The following is a 23,353-nucleotide window of genomic DNA, read 5'->3' as shown; positions in this document are numbered from 1 at the left end:
AACCAGGGGCGGACATGGGGAAGTTGGGGCGCAAGTGACGCGGTGCCCTATTGCGGTCTTCGCCCCACCAGAACGGACATTCCCGTTACGCGCTGGGGAAGTTGACGGGTTCTGTCCCGGTTGGTGTGCCGCGCCGGGAGGGATTCAGTACGTGCGCGGGGCGGCCGGCGGGTAGCCGTACCCGGCGGTACCCGGCGCCGGGGCGGCGGGCGCCTCGCGGTCGTAGAACGGGCGGGCCCCGGCCTTGAGCCACATGGCGACCGGGTCGTACTCGTCGGACATCGCGACCGTGGACACCGCGAGCCCGTCCGGCACCGCGGCGATGGACTGCTGCATCATCGCCCGCACCGCGTCGACCGACCGCGGGCCGGTGTCGTAGAGGTCGAGCCCGATCGCGAGGTACGGGGTGCCGAGCGCGGGCTGCACCCAGGCCCGGCGCAGCGAGCGCACCGCGGGGGTGCGGTGCGCGTGCTGCGCGAGCAGGGCGTAGAACTGCGGGATCTCCACGGCCGGTTCGGAGAGCCGGAGCGGCCCCGCGGGCATCCGGTCGAGGCCGGTGGCGATCCGGCGCAGATCGGTCCACGGGATGCCGACGCCGCCGCCGGGGGCGTGCGGATTGAGCCAGATCCCGTACCGGTCGGGGTAGAGGGCGCGGGCCACTTCCAGGGCGCCCGCCACTTCGTGCGCCCGGTTCCAGCCGCTGGCGGCGAGCTCCTGGGCGGAGGTCACACAGGGCGCGTAGGCGACGCCGTCGACCTCCATGTTTCCGTACTGGGCGTCCGGGGAGCCGGGCCGGCCGTTCCACAGCAGCATCCAGACCTGGCCGGTGGCGGGGTCCGCGAGCGCGTGCAGCAGCGCCTCGTACACGTCGTAGCGCCCGGGCGTCACCTGGCGCAGCATGTGCTCGACCTGCCCGGCCGCCGCGGTGCCTGACGCGCTCACCCTGGGTCCCGCCCCTCTTCGATCCACCGTGCCGACGCCTGCGCCGCCACGCAGCCCCGGGCACACGCGTGCGGCTGCGGGGATGCAAGGGTCATGAAACCAGGTTAAGCCGCCGCACAGACACCGCCATGACCCGGCGGGACCGGCCGCGACCGACCCGGCGGCCGCTACTGGGCCCGCGTGTAGAAGGGCCGCACCCGCTCGCGCATCCAGGTGGCGACCGGATCCTGGGTCACGTCGAGCAGGACCAGGTTGACCGGCCAGCCCACCGGGACCCGGCCAAGAGCCCGGCCCAGCGCCTCCATGGGGGCGTTGCGGCCCGCCCCGTCCCAGGTGGAGAACTCCACGCCGATGAAGAGCGTGGGCGAATCGCCCTCGATGGAGGCGAGCGCGCGGCGGGCGCTGAGCACCACGCCGGTCGCCTCGAACTCCTCGGACGCGGCCGCCAGGAAGTCGACCGGGTCCTCCTGCCAGTCCGGCTCGAAGAGACGTACCCGGGCACCGGACGCGGGTCCGTCGAGCGCGGTACGCCCCGTACGGCACAGCTCGGCGACGGCGGGCGGGGGCAGTGGCACCCCGACCGCGCCCTCGGGGTTGACCACGATGCCGAGCTGCGGCGGCAGACCTCGGGCGAACTCGACGGCGGGGGCCACGGCGAACGACATGTGGGAGCCGACGCACTGAAGGAACTGCTGCTCGGAGCTGTACACCGGGACGTAGGGGGCGCCCCCGAGCTCCATGGTGGGCAGGTCGAGGTCGGCGCTGTCCTGGCCGCCGCCGTTGGGCAGCGGCACCCACACCGCGTTGCGGCCGAGCACCTCTATCAGCCTGGGTCCCGCGTCGGGGTGGCCGAGCGCGGCCGCCAGGGCCTCTTCGAGCTCGTTGCCCGGCCAGCCTCCGCCGCCGTGCGGGTGCGCGAACGCGTGCTCCGGAAAGTTCATGTGCCGTCCTTCTCCCCCGACTGCTGTCGTGCCCCACGACCCTAGCGCCGCACCCGTCGCCCGGGGAAAGGTGCCAGGTGGGCGCCGGGGCCGCTACTCGGCGAAGCCGATCCGTCGCAGCACGTCGGCCGACGCGCGGTCGAGCAGGACCGCCGAGGCGCAGCCGGTCGGCAGCCGCCCGGCCTCCACCTGGGCTATGAGCCTGCGGGCGGCGCCGCGGTGCCGGGCGAAGGCGTACTTCGACACCCAGCGGCCCCGGCTGGCCTGGCCCTCCAGGGCGGTGCCGGGCGGCACGTCGAGCACGACGAGCCGCAGCGCGCGTCCCCTGCGCCGCGCCCCGCGCCCCAGCCAGTGCCGCACCCACGCCTGGGTGCCGCAGTCGTGCACGACGAGGCTGTCCCCGGAGCGCAGCGCCCACCAGGTCCTGGCGAAGTGCGCGGTCCGGGTCAGCGGTCGGTACAGGGCGTACGGAATGCCGGGCAGTCGGCGCTGCCAGGCGCGGCGGGTGTCCTGCGAGTCGATCCGGCGGTCCGTGACGGTGCGGCGCATCAGCGTCGTCTTGCCGCTGCCCGGCAGGCCCGACACCACCACGACGTCGCCCGCGTCGAAGAGCAGCTCGGGCGGTGTGTGCCCGGGCCTGCCGCGCAGGTCGCGGACCGCCTCGCCCACCACCGGCCGGGCGCGCGGCGGGGGCGCCCCGCGGCCCGGCCCCGGTGGCGCGGCCGCCTCCCGCACCTGGCCCGTGTTGTGTCCAACCGTCATGGCACTCCCCCCTGTTCGGGTCCCGCGACCTCTGCCCACGAAGTGTAAAGAGACGGTAATAGGTCGCCAACGATTTGCCGCTTCCGGGATGCGTGCAATGATGTGCGCGCCAACTGCATACCGGCCGTTCGAATCCGCGCGGGAGAGTCCTCAGCAGCTGTGAGCTGGGGCGCCGAAGGAGCAAGTTCCTCCCTTGAATCTCTCAGGCCCCGTACCGCGCGGACGAGGCAGATCTGAAAAGCGGGCCGTCCCCTGCCGGGCGTCCCCACCCAAGGTGCAAGCCGTGCCGCGCAGCGCGCGCCGGTGAACCTCTCAGGTTCCGATGACAGATGGGGAGGATGTCCTCGACCGTCATGCCCCGGGACCTTGGAGCACCATCCATGAGCAACGCCCCCCGCCTCACCTCCCTCGATGCCCTGCATCGTTCGCTGGGCGCCACGATGACCGACTTCGCGGGCTGGGACATGCCGCTGCGGTACGGGAGCGAGCGAGACGAGCACAACGCCGTACGCACCCGCGCCGGGCTCTTCGACCTGTCCCACATGGGCGAGATCACGGTCACGGGACCCGAGGCCATGAAGGCCCTGAACTACGCGCTCGTCGGCAACATCGCCACCATCGGCCCGGGCCGCGCCCGGTACACGATGATCTGCCAGGAGGACGGCGGGATCGTCGACGACCTGATCGTCTACCGCCTGGGCGAGGCGGAGACCCCCGAGTACATGGTGGTCGCCAACGCGGGCAACGCGCAGATCGTGCTCGACGCGATCACCGAGCGTGCCGCCGGGTTCGACGCCGAGGTCCGCGACGACCGCGACGCCTACGCGCTGATCGCCGTCCAGGGCCCCGAGTCCTCCGGCATCCTGAAGTCCGTCACCGACGCCGACCTAGACGGCCTCAAGTACTACGCGGGGCTGCCCGGCACGGTCGCCGGTGTCCCCGCCCTCATCGCCCGCACCGGCTACACCGGCGAGGACGGCTTCGAGCTGTTCGTGGCCCCGGACCACGCCGAGCAGCTGTGGCGCGCGCTGACCGAGGCCGGCCAGGGCGCGGGCCTGGTGCCCTGCGGGCTGTCCTGCCGCGACACGCTGCGCCTTGAGGCGGGCATGCCGCTGTACGGGCACGAGCTGACCACCGCGCTCACCCCGTTCGACGCCGGTCTCGGCCGGGTCGTGAAGTTCGAGAAGGACGGCGACTTCGTGGGCCGTACGGCTCTGGAGGCCGCCGCCGAGAAGGCCGCCGCGAACCCGCCGCGCAAGCTGGTCGGGCTGATCGCCGAGGGCCGCCGGGTGCCGCGCGCCGGGTTCTCCGTGGTCGCGGACGGCGAGGTCGTCGGCGAGGTCACCTCCGGCGCCCCGTCCCCGACGCTGGGCAAGCCGATCGCCATCGCGTACGTGGACGCCGCGCACGCCGCGCCGGGCACCGCCGGGGTCGGCATCGACATCCGCGGTACGCACGAGGCCTACGAGGTCGTCGCGCTCCCCTTCTACAAGCGCGAGAAGTGACCTTCCCGTCCCCCTCGCACCACCCCTCTCGTCCCACTGTGCGAGACACACGGCGAGACCCCGTCAGCAGCACTCCCCCGCGTACAGGAGAATCCAGGTCATGAGCAACCCGCAGCAGCTGCGCTACAGCAAGGAGCACGAGTGGCTGTCGGCCGCCGAGGACGGCGTGTCGACGGTCGGCATCACGGAGCACGCGGCCAACGCGCTCGGTGACGTCGTGTACGTACAGCTTCCGGAGGTGGGCGACACGGTGACCGCGGGCGAGACCTGCGGCGAACTGGAGTCCACCAAGTCGGTCAGCGACCTGTACTCCCCGGTCACCGGCAAGGTCGTCGAGGCCAACCAGGACGTCGTGGACGACCCTTCTCTCGTCAACTCGGCCCCGTTCGAGGGCGGTTGGCTGTTCAAGGTGAAGGTCACGGACGAGCCGGGCGACCTGCTCTCCGCCGACGAGTACACCGACTTCGCCAGCTGACCTAGAGACCACAGGGATCGTCTGATGTCGCTTCTGAACCAGCCCCTCCACGAGCTGGACCCGGACGTCGCCGCCGCCGTCGACGCCGAGCTCCACCGTCAGCAGTCCACCCTCGAGATGATCGCCTCGGAGAACTTCGCTCCGGTCGCGGTCATGGAGGCCCAGGGCTCGGTCCTCACCAACAAGTACGCCGAGGGCTACCCGGGTCGCCGCTACTACGGCGGCTGCGAGCACGTCGACGTGGTCGAGCAGATCGCGATCGACCGCATCAAGGCGCTCTTCGGCGCCGAGGCCGCCAACGTGCAGCCGCACTCGGGCGCCCAGGCGAACGCGGCCGCGATGTTCGCGCTGCTCAAGCCGGGCGACACGATCATGGGTCTGAACCTGGCCCACGGCGGCCACCTGACCCACGGCATGAAGATCAACTTCTCCGGCAAGCTCTACAACGTGGTCCCGTACCACGTCGACGAGACCGGCGAGGTCGACATGGCCGAGGTCGAGCGCCTGGCCAAGGAGTCGAAGCCGCAGCTGATCGTGGCCGGCTGGTCCGCGTACCCGCGCCAGCTGGACTTCGCCGCGTTCCGCCGGATCGCGGACGAGGTCGGCGCCTACCTGATGGTCGACATGGCCCACTTCGCGGGCCTGGTCGCCGCGGGGCTGCACCCCAACCCGGTGCCGCACGCCCACGTCGTGACCACCACCACGCACAAGACCCTCGGCGGTCCGCGCGGCGGTGTCATCCTGTCGACGCAGGAGCTCGCCAAGAAGATCAACTCCGCGGTCTTCCCGGGTCAGCAGGGCGGCCCCCTGGAGCACGTGATCGCGGCCAAGGCGGTCTCGTTCAAGGTCGCGGCCTCGCCGGAGTTCAAGGAGCGCCAGCAGCGCACCCTGGACGGCGCCCGGATCCTGGCCGAGCGCCTGGTCCAGGACGACGTGAAGGCCGTCGGCGTCGACGTCCTGACCGGCGGTACCGACGTGCACCTGGTCCTGGTGGACCTGCGCAACTCGGAGCTCGACGGCCAGCAGGCCGAGGACCGCCTCCACGAGGTCGGCATCACGGTCAACCGCAACGCCATCCCGAACGACCCGCGGCCGCCGATGGTCACCTCGGGTCTGCGGATCGGCACCCCGGCGCTCGCCACCCGCGGCTTCGGCGACGACGACTTCCGCGAGGTCGCCGACATCATCGCCGAGGCCCTGAAGCCGGACTTCGACAAGGACGCCCTGGCCGCCCGGGTGTCCGCTCTGGCCGCCAAGCACCCGCTGTACCCCGGCCTGAAGTAGTTTCGTACGCTTTAGTTCTCGGTTCATTCCGTACGAAGCCCCGGGGCACCGCGCACACTGGGTAGTGAGCGCGGTGCCCCATTCCATGCTGTGCCTGCTTTGCTCTGCACCACCCCGGCAGACAACGGCGTCTACCAGACCCCCCAAGGAGTCCCCGTGGCCATCTCGGTCTTCGACCTGTTCTCGATCGGCATCGGCCCGTCCAGCTCCCACACCGTCGGCCCGATGCGGGCGGCCCGGATGTTCGCGGCCCGGCTGAAGAACGAGGGCCTGATCGCGCACACCGCGCGGATACGCGCGGAGCTGTACGGCTCGCTCGGCGCCACCGGCCACGGCCACGGCACGCCGAAGGCGGTGCTGCTCGGCCTGGAGGGCGCCTCCCCGCGCACGGTCGACGTGGAGACCGCCGACGACCGGGTGGCGCAGATCAAGGACTCGGGGCGGCTCAACGTGCTGGGCATGCACGAGATCGACTTCTCCTACGACGACGACCTCGTCCTGCACCGCCGCAAGGCGCTGCCCTACCACGCCAACGGCATGACGGTCTTCGCCTACGACCTCGACGGCACGCTGGTCCTGGAGAAGACGTACTACTCGGTCGGCGGCGGCTTCGTGGTCGACGAGGACGCCGTGGCGGGCGAGAGTCCGATCGTGCCGGACGACACCGTCCTCAAGCACCCCTTCCGCACCGGCGACGAGCTGCTGCGGCTCGCCCGGGACACCGGCCTGTCGATCTCCGCCCTGATGCTGGAGAACGAGAAGGCCTGGCGCACCGAGGACGAGATCCGCTCCGGGCTGCTCGACATCTGGCGGGTCATGCAGGCCTGTGTCTCGCGCGGCATGTCCCGCGAGGGCATCCTGCCCGGCGGCCTCAAGGTCCGCCGCCGCGCCGCCACCACCGCCCGCCAGCTGCGCGCGGAGGGCAACCCGGAGGCGCACGCCATGGAGTGGGCGACGCTGTACGCGATGGCCGTCAACGAGGAGAACGCGGCGGGCGGCCGCGTCGTGACCGCGCCCACCAACGGCGCCGCGGGCATCATCCCGGCGGTGCTGCACTACTACATGAACTTCGTGCCCGGCGCGGACGAGGACGGCATCGTCCGGTTCCTGCTCGCCGCGGGTGCGATCGGCATGCTGTTCAAGGAGAACGCCTCGATCTCCGGCGCCGAGGTCGGCTGCCAGGGCGAGGTCGGCTCCGCCTGCTCGATGGCGGCGGGCGCGCTCGCCGAGGTGCTCGGCGGCACCCCGGAGCAGGTGGAGAACGCGGCCGAGATCGGCATGGAGCACAACCTGGGGCTGACCTGCGACCCGGTCGGCGGTCTGGTCCAGATCCCGTGCATCGAGCGCAACGGCATGGCCGCCGTGAAGGCCGTCACCGCCGCCAAGATGGCGATGCGCGGTGACGGCAGCCACAAGGTGTCCCTGGACAAGGTCATCAAGACGATGAAGGAGACGGGGGCCGACATGAGCGTCAAGTACAAGGAGACCGCCCGCGGCGGCCTCGCCGTCAACATCATCGAGTGCTAGTCGCTCCGCGGGAAACGGAGCGCTTCGACCGCGGGACCGGCCGTGGCCGGTCCCGCGGTTCCTCGCGCACCTGCCGGGCGCTGAACGGCCCCGGCTCCGCTCAGGCGGAGTGCGCCGCCGGGCGCTCCCTGGGCGCCGCCGCCAGGGCCGCGGTGACCTCCGCGACGCCGCCGCGCAGCCCGTAGACGGGGGTGGCGGGCTGCTGGCGCCAGGAGTCGTCGATGCCGCCCGCGTCCACGGTGTCGAAGCCCAGCTCGTCGACGAGCTCGCGGACCAGCTGCTTGGCCGCCGCGTCGTCGCCCGCCACGGGCAGCGCGATCCGCTCGGGGTCGCCCTGGGGGCGCGGGCGGTCCAGCAGGTCCTGCGCGTAGGTGCCGTTGAAGGCCTTGATCACCGGGTGGCCGATGTGCTGCTCGGTCCAGCGGCTCTCCGGCAGGCCGTCCTCGATCGCGTCGATCCGGCCGTCGCGCTCCTTCGGGTAGTAGTTCCCGGTGTCGATGACGGCGAAGCCGTCGGCCGCGCCGTCGAGGAAGCCCTTGGGCAGGTCGGGGACGTGCTTGAGCGGGATGGTGACCACGACGACCTGGGCGCCGTCGGCCGCCTCGGCGACGGTGACCGGCGTGGCGCCGGTCTCCTCGGCGAGGGCGGAAAGCGTGTGCGGGCCACGGGAGTTGGCGACCGATACGTCGTGGCCGAGCGCGGTGAGGCGGCGGGTGAGGTTGCCGCCGATGTTGCCCGCGCCGATGATGCCGATCTTCATGAGCTGGCCTTCCGGAGTTGGTGCGTTGGCACGCTCCGGCAACCGACGGGTCCGGGGTGTTATTCCGGTCCGGCCCCGGTGGCGTGTCCGCGCGAGCGGGCGCACGCCACCGGGCCGATCGGGGTCACTTGTTCAGCGACGCCCAGAACTCCTCGAAGGAGAGCTTGCCGTCGCCGTTGGCATCCTTGGCCTTGATGATGGCCTGGGCCACCGTCTCGGTGACGTGGAAGTCGCCCAGCTGCGCCATGACCGCCTTGTACTCGCTCGCGGTGACGCGTCCGTCGCCGTCGATGTCGAGCTTCGCGAACGCCTTGCGCGCCTCTTCGATGTCCGCCACTGGGTCCACCCCTTTGTTGGTGCTACTGCTTTGTGCGTTTCTGACGCGGGTCAGATTAGCCGCCGACCCGGGCGCGCAGTGCGGCGGCCGTGCTCGGGGCGGACATCGCCGATCATGGAGTCGGGTGGCCGGTTTCCCGTGGGTGCAGACCCCGGGGCGCTCGGCGGACCGGACAGGAACACGGAAGAACGGAAACGGGGACATGGCACATCGCACGGACAGCGGGCTCGGCGACATTCTGGCGGCCGCCGCACGGGGGCAGTTCCCGCCGGCAAACGGCGGGACGACGGTGGTGGCCCAGCCGGGTCACCGGGACGCGGGCGTGCTCGCGTTCACCGCACACTCGGTGATCTTCCTGGACGAGGACGAGGAGTGGCTCAGAACCGCCCTGGCACGGACGGACGCCGACCCCCTGGGCGCCTCGATGAACCCCGGGTTCCTGGCCGCGCTGATGGCCCGCACCGGCCGCTCGATGAACTGCGTCGACCTCCTGACCTGCGCGACCGCCCTGCCGGGCGAGCCCGGATTGGCGCTGAGGGAGATCGAGGACCAGGAGCACCCCCGGGTGGCCCGGGCCCTGAAGTACCGCGACGAGGTGCGGGTGTGGGCGGCGGACGGCGGCGTCCTGGTACTCGGCCGCGGAGTCGCGGGCCGCTGGGAGGTCGCGGTCGAGCTGGACGAATCCGCGCGCGGCCGGGGCCTGGGCGTCCAACTCGCCACCGCGGCCCGTCACTTGGTGCCTGACCAGGTGCTCTGGGCACAGCAGTCGCCGGGGAACGCGCGCAGTGTGCGCACCTTCCAGGCCGCGGGCTTCCGGCCGGTCGGCTCGGAGGCGCTGCTGGTCGCGCACTGATAACGGGTCCGGACCGAAGGCCCCGGGACCCTGACTGTTAGAAACACGGAAAGAACGGTTTTCCGCCGCACGAAGAGGAGTTCGCGCCAACTTCATCCCGCCGCTTCCTCACGCTCCGCCACTGCCGGATAACTTCTTGCTGTCGCCGCCACACCGGGTGCACAGGGCACCCAGGGACTAGCGGCGCTGGGGCGTTTACAGCTGTGACCATCACAACTGAAGCATTCACCGTGCAGCCCTTCACGCGAAGTTGCCACCACATATGGGACGAGGGCGATCACGTCCTCATCGGTGTGAGTCCGGGGAACAGCTACTTCAGCGCCGGCCGCATCACCGAACTCGTCCGCTGGGCTTCCGCACGGTTCTCCCGCATCGACATCGTGTACGCCGACCTCCACGTGGCCGAATTGTTCAGCGCGCTCGGCTACGACGAGGACCACGCGGCACGCCGCGCCTCGAAGGAACTCAAGGCGGTACGCCGCAGAATCCTGCGCGGCGTCGAGGAGGCCGGGCCGGACGTTCCGGCCGGGGTGCACGGCCTCTCGGAATTCGCCGGGAACCCGGTGTACGGGCTGCTGCACCGCCGGGTGCGGCACTTCCTCGCGACCGACCCGGTCTTCCGCGCCGGCTGCGAGGGCATGGCCGCGCACTTCCTCTCCACGAAGGTCGGCGAACCGGCCGCCGACGCGCGACAGCTCGCCGCCTGCCTCGACTACATCGCCGCGGAACTCCCCTTCTTCCTGGACACCCCGGCCATTCTCGGCGTCCCCTCCTCGGTCTCGGCCTACCACGCGCCGATCCCGCTGACCGAGCTCCTCTACGCGAAGGGCGGCGGACTGCGCGCCTCCCGCAATCAGGCCTACGCCGTGGTGCGCCCGGAAGGAATCGCCGCATGACGCCCGAGCCCGTACTCGACTTCCCGCTCTCGCGCCGCGCGGACGTGCTGCCCGAGGAGTGCGCCTGGCTGCGCGAGAAGCGGCCGGTGGCCCGGGTGCGCACGCTCACCGGCGACCACGCCTGGCTGGTGAGCAGCCACGCGCTGGCCAAACAGGTCCTGGAGGACGCCCGGTTCAGCCTCAAGGACACCGCCAACGCCGGGGCCCCCCGCCAGTACGCGCTGACGATCCCGCCCGAGGTCGTCAACAACATGGGCAACATCAACAGCGCGGGGCTGCGCTCCGCCGTGATGAAGTCCCTCAGCCCCCGCGCGGCCGGCCTCGCGGACCAACTACGGTCGCGGGCGGGCGAGTTCGTCGACGCGCTCCTCGCCGAGGGGCCGCCGGCCGACCTCCGGGCGGGGTTCGCCGACCCCTTCTCGGCGGCGCTGCACTGCCAGGTCGTCGGGGTGCCGTTCGCCGACTGGCGCCGGCTCATGTCGGGCCTGGACACCGCCTTCATGACCAGCGCGCACGCCTTCGAAGGCGCGGGGCTCAACTGGTACAAGGACCTCGGGTACATGGTGGAGCGCCTGAACGCGCCCGACGTGCCGGCGGACAGCCTGCTCGGCCGGCTCGGGGCGCTGCGCGAGGACAGCGAGTCCGCGCACCTGACCGACGAGATGCTGGCCACGGTCGCGGTCTCCATGTTCGGCGCGGGGGCGGTCTCCACCTCCTCGTTCCTGGTGCTCGCGGTCCTCGCGCTGCTCCAGCACCCGGAGCTCATCGGTTATCTGCGCGAGCGTCCGGAGCGCATGGGCCGGGCCGTGGACGAGCTGCTGCGCTGGAACCTGTCGATCGGCGACGGGCTGCCCCGGCTCGCCCTGGAGGACGTACGCCTGGGCGACGTGCTCGTCGAGAAGGGCGAGTTGGTGCTCGTCCTGGTGGAGGGTGCCAACTTCGACCCGGCGGTCTTCACCGACCCCGAGCGCCTCGACCTCGACCGGGAGCACAACCCGCACCTGTCGTTCGGCGCCGGGCGGCACTTCTGCCCGGCCACCGGGCTCGGCCGGCTGCACGCCGAGACGGCCCTGTCGGTCCTGGTGGACCGGATGCCGGGCCTGCGCCTGGCGGTCCCGGCCGAACAGCTGGTCTGGCGCACCGGGTTCATCAAGCGCCTGCCGGAGCGGCTGCCGGTGCTGTGGTGACCGCGGGGTGCCCCGGGGCCGGCGGACTCCGGGGCACCTCCGCGGCTCAGCGGAAGATGCCGGTGTGGCCGAGCGAGTACCGGCCCGGCTGCGGGTAGACGGCGAGGCCGTGCGGGCCCGAGCCGACCGGGATGCGGGCCAGCTCCTTGCCGGTGGCGGTGTCGATGGCGTACACCTCGGCGTTGTAGCGGCCGGACAGCCAGAGCACCTTGCCGTCGGCGGAGACGCCGCCCATGTCGGGGCTGCCGCCGTCGGGCAGCTCCCACTTCTTGGTCAGCTTGTTCTGGGTGAAGTCGAAGATGGAGATGGTGCCCTCGCCGCGGTTGGAGATGTACATCTCCTTGGAGTCGCGGCTGATGTAGAGGCCGTGGCAGCCCTTGCCGGTGGGCAGCAGGGTGGGCTTGCCGAACTTGTCGCCGTCCAGGACCCACATGCCGTGCGCCATCATGTCGGCGATGTAGAAGGTCTTGCCGTCCGGGGACATCTTCACGTCCTGCGGCATCGCCCCGTCGAAGGGGATCTTCTGCTGGCCGACGACCTGCATCTTCTCCGTGTCGACCTTGAGCAGCTCGCCGGAGAACTCGCAGGAGACGATGAAGTACCGGCCGTCCATGGAGAAGTCGGCGTGGTTGACGCCCGCGCAGGTCACCGGGACGGTCTTGACCCGGTTCATGGTGACCGGGTCGCGGAAGACGAGCTCGCGGTCCATCGAGGCCATCACGATGGCGTACTTGCCGTTCGGCGTGAAGTAGAGGTTGTACGGGTCCGAGACCTGGACGGTGCGCCCGGTCTTGCCGGTCGCCGGGTCGATGGCGGTGAGCGAGTCGCCGAGGTCGTTGTTGACCCAGAGCGTCTTCATGTCCCAGGACGGCACGACGTGCTGCGGCTGGTGGCCGACCGGGATGGTCTCGATGACCTTGTAGGTGGCCGGGTCGATCACGGAGACCGTGTTGGAGTTGGTGTTGGGCACGTAGACGCGCGGCAGGAAGTGCTTGACCGCGGGTTGCAGGGCGTTCGGCCGGTCCGCCGCGTAGGCGTCCTTGGGGTCGAGGACGGGCGGCATCCCGGGCAGGCCCTGCGGCACGGCCTTCTTGGCGGCGGCGGGCGGCGGGGCGGCCTTGGTGCCGAGTGCCTCGTCCTCCTTGTGGTCGGCGCCCGATCCGCAGCCGGCAAGGGCCGCGAGCAGGGCTGCCGCGATCAGCACGGTGGTCCTCTTCGTTACGGTCGGCATCAGATCAGCAGCTCCGTGGTCGTGACCGCGCGCAGTCGGCGGCGTTCCAGTTCGGCGAGTAGGGCGGGCAGCGCGGCGACCGTGTCCGCATAGCCGAAGTGCAGGCTCACCACCGATCCGTTGCGGATCTGCCCGGTGACGTTGCGGGTCACGGCCGAGGCGCCGGGCGAGGTGAAGTCGAGGGAGTCGACGTCGTAGGACAGGACGTGCGGGTACCCCGCGCGCCGGGCCAGTCTCTGCACGAGCGGCGTCGCGTCCTGGGCGCGGGAGGGCCTGAACCAGGTCCCGATGGAGCCGGTGAGCCGGCGCAGCCGGTCCGCGCAGCCGGTGATCTCGGCGTACGCCTCCGGCTCGTCCAGGGCGGAGATGTCGATGTGGTTCTGGGTGTGGTTACCGAGCTCGTGGCCGCCGTCCAGGATGCGGCGGGCCATGGCGGGCTGCTCGTCGAGCCAGCTGCCGACGGCGAGGACGGTGACCCGGGCACCGGCCTTCTCGGCTTCGGTGAGCAGAGACGTGGCGATCTTCGGGTCGCCCTGGCCGTGGAAGGTGAGCGCGACCTGGGGCCGGGCCCGGGGTCCGCTGCTGATCTGGACCGGCTGCCCGGGGAAGGACCGGGGGGCCGGTGCTGGACGGGGCGTGTGGGGGCGGGCGGGGGCAGCGGCCGCCGCGGAGGCGGACGGCGACGGTGTCGGGGAGTCGGACGGCTGCTCGCCGGCCTTGTCGTCCGAACAGCCTGCCGTGAACGCCCCCACGATGGCCGCGCCCGCCCCGGCCCGCAGGGCGCTGCGGCGGTCGACCGCACGGGGTGATGGATTCAGCACATGGACATTTAAGTGCTCCGGAGGGCGCTTGGTAACGATTGACCCATTTCAGGACCTCTGCGGGTCGCGCCGACCGAGGCCCTGAAGAGGTGATCGGATCGCCTATTCACTCAGCCGCTTCGATATTTATTCATGCTTTAGAAGGTGCGTGCTGTAGCTCACCTACGATTCACAGCTAAACTGTAATACTTCATCCGGTTATGTCCGGCTCGGGACTTTTGATGATGGGGCGCCCATCTGTCATAGTCGGAGCCACGACCCCCATTGACCCGGGCCAGGTCGTCTTCAGTCGCCGTGGATCACACCCCCCCAGATCCACGGCGCTCCACAGAAGCCCCCGCGGCGCCGCACCCGGCAGCCAGGGGGCTTCTGTGATGCGCGGGGCAATCCGTCCGTCGAGGGCCCGCGGCATCGGCTCAGCGGTCGGCGACCCGCATCTCGAACCAGGTGGTCTTGCCGCGCGGCAGCAGGTCCACGCCCCAGCGGTCGGAGAGCTTGTCGACCAGGAACAGGCCGCGGCCGCTGATGTCGAGCTCGTGCACCGGCATCAGACAGGGCAGGCCGCGCGAGGGATCGCGGACCTCGATGCGGATCCAGCCCCGGCGGCGCAGCATGCGCAGACCGAAGACCCGGGCCCCGGTGTGCCGGACCGCGTTGCCGACCAGCTCGGAGACGAGGAGCACGGCGTGCTCGGCGAGCGTCGGCGAGAGCGCCCACTGGCGCAGCACCACGGACTGGGTGATCCGGCGCGCGGTGGCGGCGGACTCCGGACGCGAGGGCAGCCGCACCTCCTCCTCCGTCGGATTCCCGAACAACTCCAGCGCCTTCAGCGCCAGTTCGTCGTCGGCGGACGGCATCCACCGTGCCGCGGTCGCACTCACGCGCTGCGCCGGTTGTTCCACACCCTCCAACCCCGCCATGGCACCATCATGGCGGCCCGGGGCGGCCTCCGGGGCCGTTCCAAAGGAATCGGGACTCCGGAACCTGACGTTCCGGAGTCCCGATTTGGCATATGACGGGGGCAGTCGATGTGCCACCACACCCACTCTGACCTGCGGTGACGTGATGCGTTTGCTTGATCACCAAGCGTTCTGAGAGGGTTCCTCTTAAGGTCGACTTAAGCCTGTGCTAATCCCCCCACAGGGTGTACACACCGCCCTCACATGTACAGCGCGCCGTTGACCGGCCCTCTCAACTCCGGCGCGCTCAGAGGAACTTGGCCTTGCCCGGGCCCTCCTCCACGAAGCTGCGCATGCCGCGCTCGCGGTCCTCGGTGGCGAACAGCCCCGCGAACCAGTTGCGTTCGACGGCGAGACCCGTGTCGATGTCGGTCTCCAGACCGGCGTCGATGGACTCCTTGGCGGCACGCAGCGCGATGGCCGGGCCCTGCGCGAGCCGCGCGGCCCAGGCCACGGCCCGCTCGTACACCTCGGCGGCCGGCACCACCTGGTCGACCAGGCCGATGGCGAGCGCCTCGTCGGCCTTCACCTGGCGGCCCGTGAAGATGAGGTCCTTGGCCTTGGACGGGCCCACGAGCCGCGCCAGGCGCTGGGTGCCGCCGGCGCCCGGGATGAGGCCGAGCAGGATCTCGGGCTGGCCCAGCTTGGCGTTGTCGCCCGCGATGCGGAAGTCGGCACAGAGCGCCAACTCGCAGCCGCCGCCCAGCGCGTAGCCGGTGACGGCCGCCACGACCGGCTTGGGGATCTTGGCGACGGCGGTGAAGGAGTCCTGCAGCGCCCGGCCGCGTACGACCATCGCCGCGTGGTCCATGGCCTGCATCTCCTTGATGTCCGCGCCCGCCGCGAACAGCTTCTCCCCGCCGTACAGGACCACGGCCCGCACGTCCGTGCGCCGGGCCGCCTCCTCGGCCAGCTCGCGCAGCCGGTCCTGGGTCGCGACGTCGAGGGCGTTCATCGGGGGGCGGTCCAGGCGGATGGTGCCGACGCCTTCGGAAACTTCGAGGTTCACAGTCATGAAGGCAGGTTAACGGCCACTAACGACAACGGACCCGGTGCTGTCGCTCACAGCCCGGGTCCGTCGGTCGGTCTCGTACGAGGCGCTACTTGGTCCACTCCGACCAGGAGAGGTTCCAGCCGTTGAGACCGTTGTCGGGCTGGATGACCTTGTCCTTGGAGTTCTTCACGACGACCACGTCACCGATGAGGGAGTTGTTGTAGAACCAGGCCGCGGGCGTGGACGGGTCGCCCGCGCCGCGCGCGTCGCGCAGGCCGACGCAGCCGTGGCTGGTGTTGGCCGAGCCGAACACCGACGGGTCGCCCCAGTAGTTGCCGTGGATGAAGGTGCCCGAGCTGGACAGGCGCATCGCGTGCGGCACGTCCTTGATGTCGTACTCGCCGCCGAAGCCGACCGTGGCCCCGTTCATCCGGGTCACCTCGTACTTCTCGCTGATGACCATCTGCCCGTTGTACGTGGTGTTCGCCGGGGAGCCCGCGCTGATCGGGATGGTCTTCAGGGGCTTGCCGTCGCGCTCCACCTTCATGGTGTGGGCGCTCGCGTCGACGGTGGAGATCTGGGAGCGGCCGATGGTGAAGTGGATGGTGCGGGTCTGCTTGCCGTAGACGCCGGGGCGGCCCTCGACGCCGTCGAGGTTGAACTTGACGGTGACCTTGGTGCCGGGCACCCAGTAGTGCTCGGGGCGGAAGTCGAGGCGGTCGTTGCCGAACCAGTGGCCCTCGACCGGGACGGACGGCTCGGCCGTCACGGTGATCGCCTTCTTCACCGCGTCCGGGTTGGTGATCCCGCGGCTGAAGTTGATGGAGACCGGCATGCCCACGCCGACGGTCTCGCCGTCCTCGGGCACGTACTGGCCGATGAAGGTGTTGGTCGGCACGAGGGTGGTGAAGGTGGTGTCCTTGGCGGACTCGCGGCCCTTGGCGTCCTTGGCGACCGCGTGGACCTTGTACTGCGTCGCGGAGGCGAGGTGCTGGTCCGGGGCCCAGCCGAGGCCGTCCGCGGATATCTTGCCGGCGACCGCGTTGCCCTTGCTGTCGGCCACGGTGACGGCGGACAGCTTGCCCTTGTCGGCGGATATCTTCAGCGCGCCGTTCGTGGCCACGTCCTTGGCGTTGTCCGCCGGCAGGATGGTGACGACGGCTTCGGAGGCCTTGGTGTCCTCGCCGCCGCCGCTGCCCGACTTGGCCTTGGAGCTCGAGCCGTCGCCCCCGCCGCACGCGGTGACCAGCAGCAGCATCGCGCCGAAGAGCAGGGCCAGCAGTGCGCCGCCCCGGCGTCCGCGCCGTCCGTCCCCGGCCGAAGCCCCCGAAATTGGCTGCCCGTTCAAGACTTTTTCTCCCCTCGCACGGCGTGGCCCCGCCACCGCCCGCACTCACTCACCCCCGCGCACGTCCTCGCGCACGCACGGCGCTAGATAATCACACCGGACGGGCCCCGACCTCCCCTCCCATGTCACCGTTCAGTCCCAACTTGTCCTGGAACCCTCAGGTAAAACACAGGAACCGTTCCCGGTTCGTTAACCGGGAACGGTCATGGTCCGTGCGTTCGAGGGGTGAGCCCGATTCAGGAGATCGCGGAGCCCGCCTTCCACTTCGCCCAGTCCAGGTTCCAGCCACTGAGCCCGTTGTCGGGCGCGACCTGGCGGTCGTGGGAGTTGACGACCTCGACCACGTCGCCGATGAGGGTGCGGTCGAAGAACCAGCCCGCCGGGGTGTCCGAGCTGCCGCCCTTCACGTCGCGCAGACCGACGCACCCATGGCTGGTGTTGGAGTTGCCGAAGGTGCTGGAGGGGGCCCAGTAGTTGCCGTGCAGGAAGGTGCCGGTGTTGGTCAGCCGGATGGCGTGCGGAACATCCGGAATGTCGTACTCCCCGCCGAAGCCGACGGTCTGGCTGTTCATCCGCGTCACGTCGTACATCTCGGTGACGACCATCTTCCCGTTGTACGTGGTGTTCTTCGGCGAGCCCGCCGAGATCGGCAGCGTGGACACCAGCTCGCCGCCCCGCCGCACCTCCATGGTGTGCGCCTCCGCGTCCACGAGGGACTCCTGGGCGCGCCCGACGGTGAAGCCCACCGTCTTGTCCTGGATGCCGTACACGCCGGGGGCCGCGACCACGTCGCGCAGGTGCATGTCGACGGTGACCTTGGTGCCGGGCGCCCAGTACTTCTCGGGCCGGAAGTCGAGCCGGTCCTTGCCGAACCAGTGGCCCCGCACGTCCACCGGGGGCTGCGAGGTGATCCTGATGGCGCGCTCGACGGCCGCCCGGTCCTTGATCGCCTGGTTGAAGTTGAACGAGACGATCATGCCGACGCCCACCGTGGAACGGTTCTCCGGCTTGAAGTAGCCGATGAACCGGTGCTCGGGGACGTAGGTGGTGAAGGTGGTGTGGCGGGCCTGGCGCCTGCCGTGGCCGTCCAGGGCGACGGTGTCCACCGTGTACAGCGCGGCCAGTTGCAGGGAGCCCGCGCTCGGTGTCCAGGTGAGCCCGTCCGCGGAGATCCTGCCCGGCACCTCCTCGGGCTGGGCGTCCTCCGTCTTCATCATCCTGACCCGCTCCAGGCGCCCGCCCGGCACCCGCACCTCCACCTTCCCGTCCGCCTTGACGCCCTTGGCCCCGTCGTCCGGAGTCACCAGGATGGCCTCCTGCGGCGTCAACGGCTTGCCCCCGATGTCGCCGATGTCCAGGGTGCCGCCCGAGCACCCGGTCAGCGCGGCCACCAGGACCGCCGTCAGTCCTGCCCATGCCAGGGCGGCGGCCGCGCCCGCCCCTGCCCGCTTCAGTACGTCTCTCACGCCCCGCCCAACGACCGGCCCCCGCCGGGGGAAACGTGAGTACGAGGGCTGTTGCGGGAAGAACAGGTGCAGGGACACGCATGGGGAGCCGCGGCCGGGACGCCGCGTGCTGCCCTGCGCCGAGCCGCGGGAGGCCGTCAGGTGTCGAGCGCAGCCGAGCAGGAGGCAGTGCGGGGTGCCGCGGGGTGCGCCCCCGGCCCGCGGGGGCACCGCGAGGTGAACGGCCACCGGGGCGAACCGGGGGCCCTGCGCCCCCCTGTCTGGCCGGGCGCGCCCACCCCGCTCGGCGCCCGCTTCCGGGTCGGTCCGGACGGCGTCGCGGGCACCAACTTCGCGCTGTGGGCGGGGGGCGCCGAATCCGTCGAGCTGTGCCTCTTCGACGCGGCGGGCACCGAGACCCGCCTCGCGCTCGCCGAACTGACCCACGAGATCTGGCACGGCTTCGTGCCGGGCGTACACCCCGGGCAGCGCTACGGATTCAGGGTGCACGGGCGCTGGGACCCGTGGACGGGGGCCCGCTGGAATCCGGCGAAGCTGCTCCTCGACCCGTACGCGCGGGCCGTGGACGGGGACTTCGCGCTGCCGCCCGAGGTGTACGGGCACGTGCGGGACTGGCCGCAGCAGCAGGTCGCCGACACCGTCCGCGACGACCGGGACTCGGCGCCGCACGTCCCCAAGGGCGTGGTGGTGCAGGACGACGACGACTGGGCGGACGACCGGCGCCCCAAGACGCCCTGGTCCGACTCCGTCATCTACGAGCTGCACGTACGCGGCTTCACCCGGCTGCACCCGGAGATCCCCGAGCGGCTGCGCGGCACGTACGCGGGGCTCGCGCATCCGGCGGCCGTGGACCACCTGGTGAGGCTGGGCGTGACGGCCGTCGAGCTGCTCCCCGTCCACCAGTTCGCGCACGAGGACCACCTGCTGCGGCGCGGCCTGCGCAACTACTGGGGCTACAACTCGATCGGCTACTTCGCCCCGCACGCCGCCTATTCCGCGTCCGGGACGGCCGGACAGCAGGTCGGCGAGTTCAAGCGGATGGTGCGGGCGCTGCACGCGGCCGGCATCGAGGTCATCCTCGACGTGGTGTACAACCACACCGCCGAGGCCGGGGAGCTGGGGCCGACGCTGTCCCTGCGCGGCATCGACAACCGCGGCTACTACCGCCTCCAGTCCGACGCGCGCCGCTACGCCGACTACACGGGCTGCGGCAACACCCTCCATGTGGTCCAGCCCCATGTGCTGCGCCTCATCACGGACTCGCTGCGCTACTGGGTGACCGAGATGGGGGTCGACGGCTTCCGGTTCGACCTGGCGGCGGCGCTGGCCCGCTCGATGCACGACGTCGACATGCTGTCGCCCTTTCTCGCCGTGATCGCCCAGGACCCGGTGCTGCGCCGCGTGAAGCTGATCGCGGAACCGTGGGACGTGGGCAACGGCGGCTACCAGGTGGGCTCCTTCCCCCCGCTGTGGACCGAGTGGAACGACCGCTACCGCGACGCCGTACGGGACTTCTGGCGCGGCGCGCTGCCGGACGTGCGCGACCTCGGCTACCGGCTCTCGGGCTCCAGCGACCTGTACGCCTGGGGCGGCCGGCGCCCGTACGCCTCCATCAACTTCGTGACCGCGCACGACGGTTTCACCCTGCGGGACCTGGTGTCCTACGAGCGCAAGCACAACGAGGCGAACGGGGAGGGCAACCGGGACGGCACCCACGACAACCGGGCCTGGAACTGCGGGGTGGAGGGCGAGACGGACGACCCCCGGGTCAACGCGCTGCGCCGCCGCCAGCTGCGGAACCTGCTCACCACCCTCCTGGTGTCGACCGGGGTGCCGATGCTGGTCGCGGGCGACGAGATGGGCCGCACCCAGGGCGGCAACAACAACGCCTACTGCCAGGACGGCGAGGTGAGCTGGGTCGACTGGTCGCTCCTGGAGAAGCCCGGGCCGCGCGGACTGCTCGAACTGGCCACGCGGCTGGTGGAGTTGAGGCACCGCCATCCGGTGCTGCGGCGCCGCGCCTTCTTCTCCGGCCGGGCGCAGGGCGCGGACGGGCTGCGGGACCTGGCCTGGTTCACCGCCCGGGGCGAGGAGATGACGGAGCAGGACTGGTACGCGCCCGCCGCGACGCTGGGCCTCTACCTGTCCGGCCGCGACATCCCGGGCCGTGACGCCCGGGGCGCCCCGGTGACCGACGACAGCTTCCTGATCCTGCTGCACTCGGCGGGCCGCCCGGTGAGCTGCGTGCTGCCGGGGCCGCCGTGGGCCGCGTCGTACGAGCTGATCGTGGACACCTCGGAGGAGGAACAGGCGACGGCGCCGGGGCGGGAGCACCGCGGCGGCGAGACCGTGACGCTCCCGGCCCGGTCGGTCCTGGTGCTGAAGGTGTCGGGGTAGGGGCGGGTCCGGGCGGGGCACCGGCCGAGTGGGCGCCGGGTGGAGGCGGGGCGCCGAAAGCTCCACCCCACGGTCCACCCTCGGGCCGATCCGCTCCACCCGCCCCGGCTGCGATCGTCGAACGTGCCGGAGCCATCGGCGCGCGACGAAGGAGTGGTGCGGCATGAGCGGCGACCTCGGTCTGGCCATCCAGATCACCCTCTACATGTGGTTGGCCTCTGAACTGTTCTTGCAGGTACGGCAGTTGACGAACAGCGCGCCCACCGAGCGCACCGAGTGGCGCAGCCTGCTGGCCCTGGTGGCGGCGGCCGTCGCGATCTCGTGGGCGGTCCACCCGCTGGCCCGCGCGACACCATCGCTCGACTACTCGACGTCCTCGGCCGCCGCGCGGCTCGCGGTGCTGCTCGCCGTGTGGGCCGGGGCAGGCCTGCGGCTGTGGGCCATCGTCACCCTGGGCCGCTTCTTCCGCGGCACGGTCCACGTCCAGCGGGACCACCGCGTGGTGCGGTCGGGCCCCTACCGCTGGGTGCGCCATCCCGCGTACAGCGGCATCGCGCTGGCGGGTCTCGCGCTCGGGGTGACCTTCGACAACGCGGCGGCGCTGCTCGTGTTCGCGGCGGGCGGCGCGCTGGCGCTCGGCTACCGCATCCGCGTCGAGGAGCGGCTCCTGTCGGAGGCGCTCGGCGCCGCCTACCGGGAGTACGCAGCCGAGACCCGCAGGCTCATACCCGGGCTCTGGTGAGGGCGGCGCGAGGGGCGGCGGCTAGCCGAGGATCTTGCGGTCGTACGCCACCGCCACCGCGGCCGCGCGGTCCTTGACGCCCAACTTGCCGTAGATGTGCGTCAGATGGGTCTTCACCGTGGCCTCGCTGATGAACAGGGCCCGGGCGATCTCCCGGTTGGAGGTGCCCTTGGAGACCAGTTCCAGGACCTCGCGTTCACGGCCCGAGAGCGGCTCACCGGCGGGAACGGCGGGCGTGCGCACGGCCGAGACCAACCGGGAGGCGACGGCCGGGGAGAGCACGGTGCGGCCCTCGGCGGCGGCCCGCACCGCGGTGAACAACTCCTCGCGCGGGGCGTCCTTGAGGAGGTAGCCGGTGGCGCCCGCCTCGATCGCGGGGAGGGTGTCGGAGTCCGTGTCGTACGTGGTGAGCACGAGGACCTTGGAGCGCAGTCCGCGCCGGGTGAGCTCGGCGATCGCCGCCACTCCCCCGCCGCCGGGCATCCGCAGGTCCATCAGGACGACGTCCGGGTCGAGCCGCTGGGCGAGGTCGACGCCCTCGACTCCGTCGGCGGCCTCGCCGAGGACCTCGAAGCCGTCGGCCGAGGCGAACATGCCGCGCAGGCCGTCCCGCACTACGGGGTGGTCGTCGCAGATCAGGAGGGTGATGGTGGCGTCAGTGCTCATGGGGGACCAACGGTACGCGGGCGGAGACCGCGGTGCCATGGCCGGGCTCCGATTCCACGGTGACGCTGCCCGCGATGCGTTCGGCGCGGGCGCGCATGCCGTCGAGGCCGAAGCCCCCGGCGCCGGTGCGTGCCGGAAGGCCCAGCGGGTCGAAGCCCCGGCCGTCGTCGCGGACGTCGAGGGAGACCTCGTCGCCCATGAAGGAGAGCGTGACGCCGACGCGGGAGGCGTGGGCGTGGCGGCCCGCGTTGGCGAGGGCCTCCTGGGCGATGCGGAGCAGCGTGGCCTCGATCTCGTCGTGGAGCTGCACGGCGGTGCCGGTCACCAGGAAGTCGGCGCGGATCCCGTGCCGGGTGCCCCATTCGGCGACGGTCTTCTTCAACGCCTCGTGCAGCGGGTCGTGTTCGAGGTCGAGGGGGCTGAGGTTCTGCACCGAGCGGCGGGCCTCGCCGAGGCTGTGCCGGGCCAGCGCCTGGGCGCTGGCGAGGTGTTCGCGGACGAGGTCCGGGTCGGGGCTGCTCGTGACCACCTGGAGCTGGGCGATGATCCCGGCCAGGCCCTGGGCGATGGTGTCGTGGATCTCGGCGGCGAGCCGGCGGCGCTCGTCGGCGACCCCCGCTTCTCGCGCCTGGAGCAGGAGTTGGGCGTGCAGGGCGGCGTTCTCGTCCAGGGCCTGCTGGAGCCGGGCGTTGGTGAGCTCCAGTTCGGTGATGGTCGCGGTCTGCACCCGGGCCCGCTCGTCCTCCTGGGCGGCGAGGTGGCTGAACACGGTGAGGAGGACGACGTTGACGGCGAGCACGGCGCCGAACACCACCCACCCTGTGGGTCCCTTCGGGGGCAGCCCGCCGGACTGGGAGCCGGCCATGGTGACCGCGGTCATGAACAGGCCGATCTTCAGCACCCGTCCGCGCAGCAGCGCCTGGGCGCCGAAGTAGCCGCAGACGGCGTAGAACGCGAAGAAGGGGTTGAGCCAGGTCAGCGCGAAGGCGAGACCCCAGCGCAGGAAGTAGTAGACGGCGCCCGCGGCGCTCGGACCCCGCCGGGTGCGGCGTAGCCGGCCCCAGCAGAGCTGGAGCAGCAGGGCGCCGCCGACCAGGGCGGCGGCGGCCCAGCGGTCGGCGGTGCTCATGATCAGGTCGGCGGTGACGGCGGAGGCGAGGCAGCCGATGAGGAGGAGTCCATAGGGTCCCCAGTGGTGGAACGTCTCCCACCGTTCCTCCACCGGATCCCGCTTCACCGTGCTCGCCCCGTCGCTCATGG

General features: G+C 71.4%; 22 protein-coding genes and 1 riboswitch. Of the genes, 9 read left to right on the top strand and 13 right to left on the bottom strand.

Annotation, left to right across the window (positions count from 1 at the left end; translation table 11 throughout):
• Nucleotides 1–144: 144 nt before the first annotated feature.
• The 3 genes from AC07F3_RS25625 to AC07F3_RS25615 form a co-directional block, all read right to left on the bottom strand.
• Nucleotides 145–942, bottom strand: coding sequence for an enhanced serine sensitivity protein SseB C-terminal domain-containing protein (locus AC07F3_RS25625; RefSeq protein WP_479116779.1), 798 nt, complete (start codon nucleotides 940–942; stop codon nucleotides 145–147).
• Between the two features lie 167 nt (nucleotides 943–1,109).
• Nucleotides 1,110–1,883, bottom strand: a complete 774-nt coding sequence (locus tag AC07F3_RS25620; RefSeq protein WP_479116778.1) for an enhanced serine sensitivity protein SseB — start codon at nucleotides 1,881–1,883, stop codon at nucleotides 1,110–1,112.
• A gap of 93 nt (nucleotides 1,884–1,976) precedes the next feature.
• Complete coding sequence (locus tag AC07F3_RS25615; protein ID WP_479116777.1) at nucleotides 1,977–2,645, bottom strand: AAA family ATPase; 669 nt, start codon at nucleotides 2,643–2,645, stop codon at nucleotides 1,977–1,979.
• Between the two features lie 129 nt (nucleotides 2,646–2,774).
• Nucleotides 2,775–2,872, top strand: a riboswitch (glycine riboswitch).
• Between the two features lie 153 nt (nucleotides 2,873–3,025).
• Between AC07F3_RS25615 and gcvT the strand changes: the two genes are divergently transcribed.
• The 4 genes from gcvT to AC07F3_RS25595 all read left to right on the top strand — a co-directional run bounded on the left by gcvT (nucleotide 3,026) and on the right by AC07F3_RS25595 (nucleotide 7,436).
• The gene (gene gcvT / locus AC07F3_RS25610) at nucleotides 3,026–4,150 is read left to right on the top strand and encodes a glycine cleavage system aminomethyltransferase GcvT (protein ID WP_479116776.1); all 1,125 of its coding nucleotides are present in this window, start codon (nucleotides 3,026–3,028) and stop codon (nucleotides 4,148–4,150) included.
• Nucleotides 4,151–4,250: 100 nt separating this feature from the next.
• Nucleotides 4,251–4,625 carry a glycine cleavage system protein GcvH gene (gcvH, locus tag AC07F3_RS25605; protein WP_479116774.1) on the top strand — a complete coding sequence of 125 codons (375 nt, stop codon included), beginning with the start codon at nucleotides 4,251–4,253 and terminating at the stop codon, nucleotides 4,623–4,625.
• A 24-nt stretch (nucleotides 4,626–4,649) separates the two neighbouring features.
• Nucleotides 4,650–5,909, top strand: a complete 1,260-nt coding sequence (gene glyA, locus AC07F3_RS25600) for a serine hydroxymethyltransferase (protein ID WP_189963874.1) — start codon at nucleotides 4,650–4,652, stop codon at nucleotides 5,907–5,909.
• A 156-nt stretch (nucleotides 5,910–6,065) separates the two neighbouring features.
• On the top strand, nucleotides 6,066–7,436 hold the full coding sequence (locus AC07F3_RS25595) for an L-serine ammonia-lyase (RefSeq protein ID WP_479116773.1): 1,371 nt from the start codon (nucleotides 6,066–6,068) through the stop codon (nucleotides 7,434–7,436).
• A 100-nt stretch (nucleotides 7,437–7,536) separates the two neighbouring features.
• Here the strand turns inward: AC07F3_RS25595 and AC07F3_RS25590 are convergent, their stop codons facing one another.
• Complete coding sequence (locus tag AC07F3_RS25590) at nucleotides 7,537–8,238, bottom strand: NADPH-dependent F420 reductase (RefSeq protein ID WP_479116772.1); 702 nt, start codon at nucleotides 8,236–8,238, stop codon at nucleotides 7,537–7,539.
• An 82-nt stretch (nucleotides 8,239–8,320) separates the two neighbouring features.
• Nucleotides 8,321–8,533: an EF-hand domain-containing protein gene (locus tag AC07F3_RS25585; RefSeq protein WP_053726211.1), complete on the bottom strand. Its 213-nt coding sequence runs from the start codon at nucleotides 8,531–8,533 to the stop codon at nucleotides 8,321–8,323.
• 202 nt (nucleotides 8,534–8,735) lie between these two features.
• Here AC07F3_RS25585 and AC07F3_RS25580 point away from each other — a divergent pair, with 202 nt between their 5' ends.
• From AC07F3_RS25580 to AC07F3_RS25570, 3 genes are all read left to right on the top strand, one after another.
• A complete protein-coding gene (locus tag AC07F3_RS25580) occupies nucleotides 8,736–9,386 on the top strand; it encodes a GNAT family N-acetyltransferase (RefSeq protein WP_479116771.1) in 651 nt (216 codons plus the stop codon).
• Nucleotides 9,387–9,589: 203 nt separating this feature from the next.
• Nucleotides 9,590–10,282 (top strand): tRNA-dependent cyclodipeptide synthase, encoded by a 693-nt coding sequence (locus AC07F3_RS25575; protein WP_479116770.1) that lies wholly within the window; start codon nucleotides 9,590–9,592, stop codon nucleotides 10,280–10,282.
• Nucleotides 10,279–11,469 carry a cytochrome P450 gene (locus AC07F3_RS25570; protein ID WP_479116769.1) on the top strand — a complete coding sequence of 397 codons (1,191 nt, stop codon included), beginning with the start codon at nucleotides 10,279–10,281 and terminating at the stop codon, nucleotides 11,467–11,469. Before AC07F3_RS25575 ends, AC07F3_RS25570 begins: the two co-directional genes overlap by 4 nt.
• Nucleotides 11,470–11,515: 46 nt before the next feature.
• On the opposite strand, the gene AC07F3_RS25565 is transcribed toward AC07F3_RS25570, so the two are convergent.
• From AC07F3_RS25565 to AC07F3_RS25540, 6 genes are all read right to left on the bottom strand, one after another.
• On the bottom strand, nucleotides 11,516–12,700 hold the full coding sequence (locus AC07F3_RS25565; protein WP_479116768.1) for a YncE family protein: 1,185 nt from the start codon (nucleotides 12,698–12,700) through the stop codon (nucleotides 11,516–11,518).
• Complete coding sequence (locus tag AC07F3_RS25560; RefSeq protein ID WP_479117027.1) at nucleotides 12,700–13,518, bottom strand: polysaccharide deacetylase family protein; 819 nt, start codon at nucleotides 13,516–13,518, stop codon at nucleotides 12,700–12,702. Before AC07F3_RS25560 ends, AC07F3_RS25565 begins: the two co-directional genes overlap by 1 nt.
• 419 nt (nucleotides 13,519–13,937) lie before the next feature.
• Nucleotides 13,938–14,441, bottom strand: a complete 504-nt coding sequence (locus AC07F3_RS25555) for an ATP-binding protein (RefSeq protein WP_189963864.1) — start codon at nucleotides 14,439–14,441, stop codon at nucleotides 13,938–13,940.
• A gap of 286 nt (nucleotides 14,442–14,727) precedes the next feature.
• A complete protein-coding gene (locus AC07F3_RS25550; protein ID WP_114038269.1) occupies nucleotides 14,728–15,495 on the bottom strand; it encodes an enoyl-CoA hydratase/isomerase family protein in 768 nt (255 codons plus the stop codon).
• An 85-nt stretch (nucleotides 15,496–15,580) separates the two neighbouring features.
• Nucleotides 15,581–16,822: a L,D-transpeptidase gene (locus AC07F3_RS25545; protein ID WP_479116767.1), complete on the bottom strand. Its 1,242-nt coding sequence runs from the start codon at nucleotides 16,820–16,822 to the stop codon at nucleotides 15,581–15,583.
• 236 nt (nucleotides 16,823–17,058) lie between these two features.
• On the bottom strand, nucleotides 17,059–18,288 hold the full coding sequence (locus tag AC07F3_RS25540) for a L,D-transpeptidase (protein WP_479116766.1): 1,230 nt from the start codon (nucleotides 18,286–18,288) through the stop codon (nucleotides 17,059–17,061).
• A 141-nt stretch (nucleotides 18,289–18,429) separates the two neighbouring features.
• Between AC07F3_RS25540 and glgX the strand changes: the two genes are divergently transcribed.
• Both glgX and AC07F3_RS25530 read left to right on the top strand, forming a co-directional pair.
• On the top strand, nucleotides 18,430–20,685 hold the full coding sequence (gene glgX / locus AC07F3_RS25535; protein WP_479116765.1) for a glycogen debranching protein GlgX: 2,256 nt from the start codon (nucleotides 18,430–18,432) through the stop codon (nucleotides 20,683–20,685).
• 163 nt (nucleotides 20,686–20,848) lie between these two features.
• Complete coding sequence (locus tag AC07F3_RS25530) at nucleotides 20,849–21,427, top strand: methyltransferase family protein (protein WP_479116764.1); 579 nt, start codon at nucleotides 20,849–20,851, stop codon at nucleotides 21,425–21,427.
• A gap of 21 nt (nucleotides 21,428–21,448) precedes the next feature.
• Here the strand turns inward: AC07F3_RS25530 and AC07F3_RS25525 are convergent, their stop codons facing one another.
• Both AC07F3_RS25525 and AC07F3_RS25520 read right to left on the bottom strand, forming a co-directional pair.
• The gene (locus AC07F3_RS25525) at nucleotides 21,449–22,093 is read right to left on the bottom strand and encodes a response regulator (RefSeq protein ID WP_479116763.1); all 645 of its coding nucleotides are present in this window, start codon (nucleotides 22,091–22,093) and stop codon (nucleotides 21,449–21,451) included.
• Nucleotides 22,083–23,351, bottom strand: a complete 1,269-nt coding sequence (locus AC07F3_RS25520; protein WP_479116762.1) for a sensor histidine kinase — start codon at nucleotides 23,349–23,351, stop codon at nucleotides 22,083–22,085. Before AC07F3_RS25520 ends, AC07F3_RS25525 begins: the two co-directional genes overlap by 11 nt.
• Nucleotides 23,352–23,353: the final 2 nt, after the last annotated feature.

Source organism: Streptomyces sp. NPDC045846, assembly GCF_056431605.1.
This window is presented reverse-complemented; position numbering and strand designations above follow the sequence as displayed.

What these genes read in the sequence shown, in the direction of transcription:
- AC07F3_RS25620 (WP_479116778.1), bottom strand. Translation starts at nt 1,883, where the DNA reads ATGAACTTTCCGGAGCACGCGTTCGCGCACCCGCACGGCGGCGGAGGC.
- AC07F3_RS25615 (WP_479116777.1), bottom strand. Translation starts at nt 2,645, where the DNA reads ATGACGGTTGGACACAACACGGGCCAGGTGCGGGAGGCGGCCGCGCCA.
- gcvT (WP_479116776.1), top strand. Translation starts at nt 3,026, where the DNA reads ATGAGCAACGCCCCCCGCCTCACCTCCCTCGATGCCCTGCATCGTTCG.
- gcvH (WP_479116774.1), top strand. Translation starts at nt 4,251, where the DNA reads ATGAGCAACCCGCAGCAGCTGCGCTACAGCAAGGAGCACGAGTGGCTG.
- glyA (WP_189963874.1), top strand. Translation starts at nt 4,650, where the DNA reads ATGTCGCTTCTGAACCAGCCCCTCCACGAGCTGGACCCGGACGTCGCC.
- AC07F3_RS25580 (WP_479116771.1), top strand. Translation starts at nt 8,736, where the DNA reads ATGGCACATCGCACGGACAGCGGGCTCGGCGACATTCTGGCGGCCGCC.
- AC07F3_RS25570 (WP_479116769.1), top strand. Translation starts at nt 10,279, where the DNA reads ATGACGCCCGAGCCCGTACTCGACTTCCCGCTCTCGCGCCGCGCGGAC.
- AC07F3_RS25565 (WP_479116768.1), bottom strand. Translation starts at nt 12,700, where the DNA reads ATGCCGACCGTAACGAAGAGGACCACCGTGCTGATCGCGGCAGCCCTG.
- AC07F3_RS25555 (WP_189963864.1), bottom strand. Translation starts at nt 14,441, where the DNA reads ATGGCGGGGTTGGAGGGTGTGGAACAACCGGCGCAGCGCGTGAGTGCG.
- AC07F3_RS25550 (WP_114038269.1), bottom strand. Translation starts at nt 15,495, where the DNA reads ATGACTGTGAACCTCGAAGTTTCCGAAGGCGTCGGCACCATCCGCCTG.
- AC07F3_RS25530 (WP_479116764.1), top strand. Translation starts at nt 20,849, where the DNA reads ATGAGCGGCGACCTCGGTCTGGCCATCCAGATCACCCTCTACATGTGG.
- AC07F3_RS25525 (WP_479116763.1), bottom strand. Translation starts at nt 22,093, where the DNA reads ATGAGCACTGACGCCACCATCACCCTCCTGATCTGCGACGACCACCCC.
- AC07F3_RS25520 (WP_479116762.1), bottom strand. Translation starts at nt 23,351, where the DNA reads ATGAGCGACGGGGCGAGCACGGTGAAGCGGGATCCGGTGGAGGAACGG.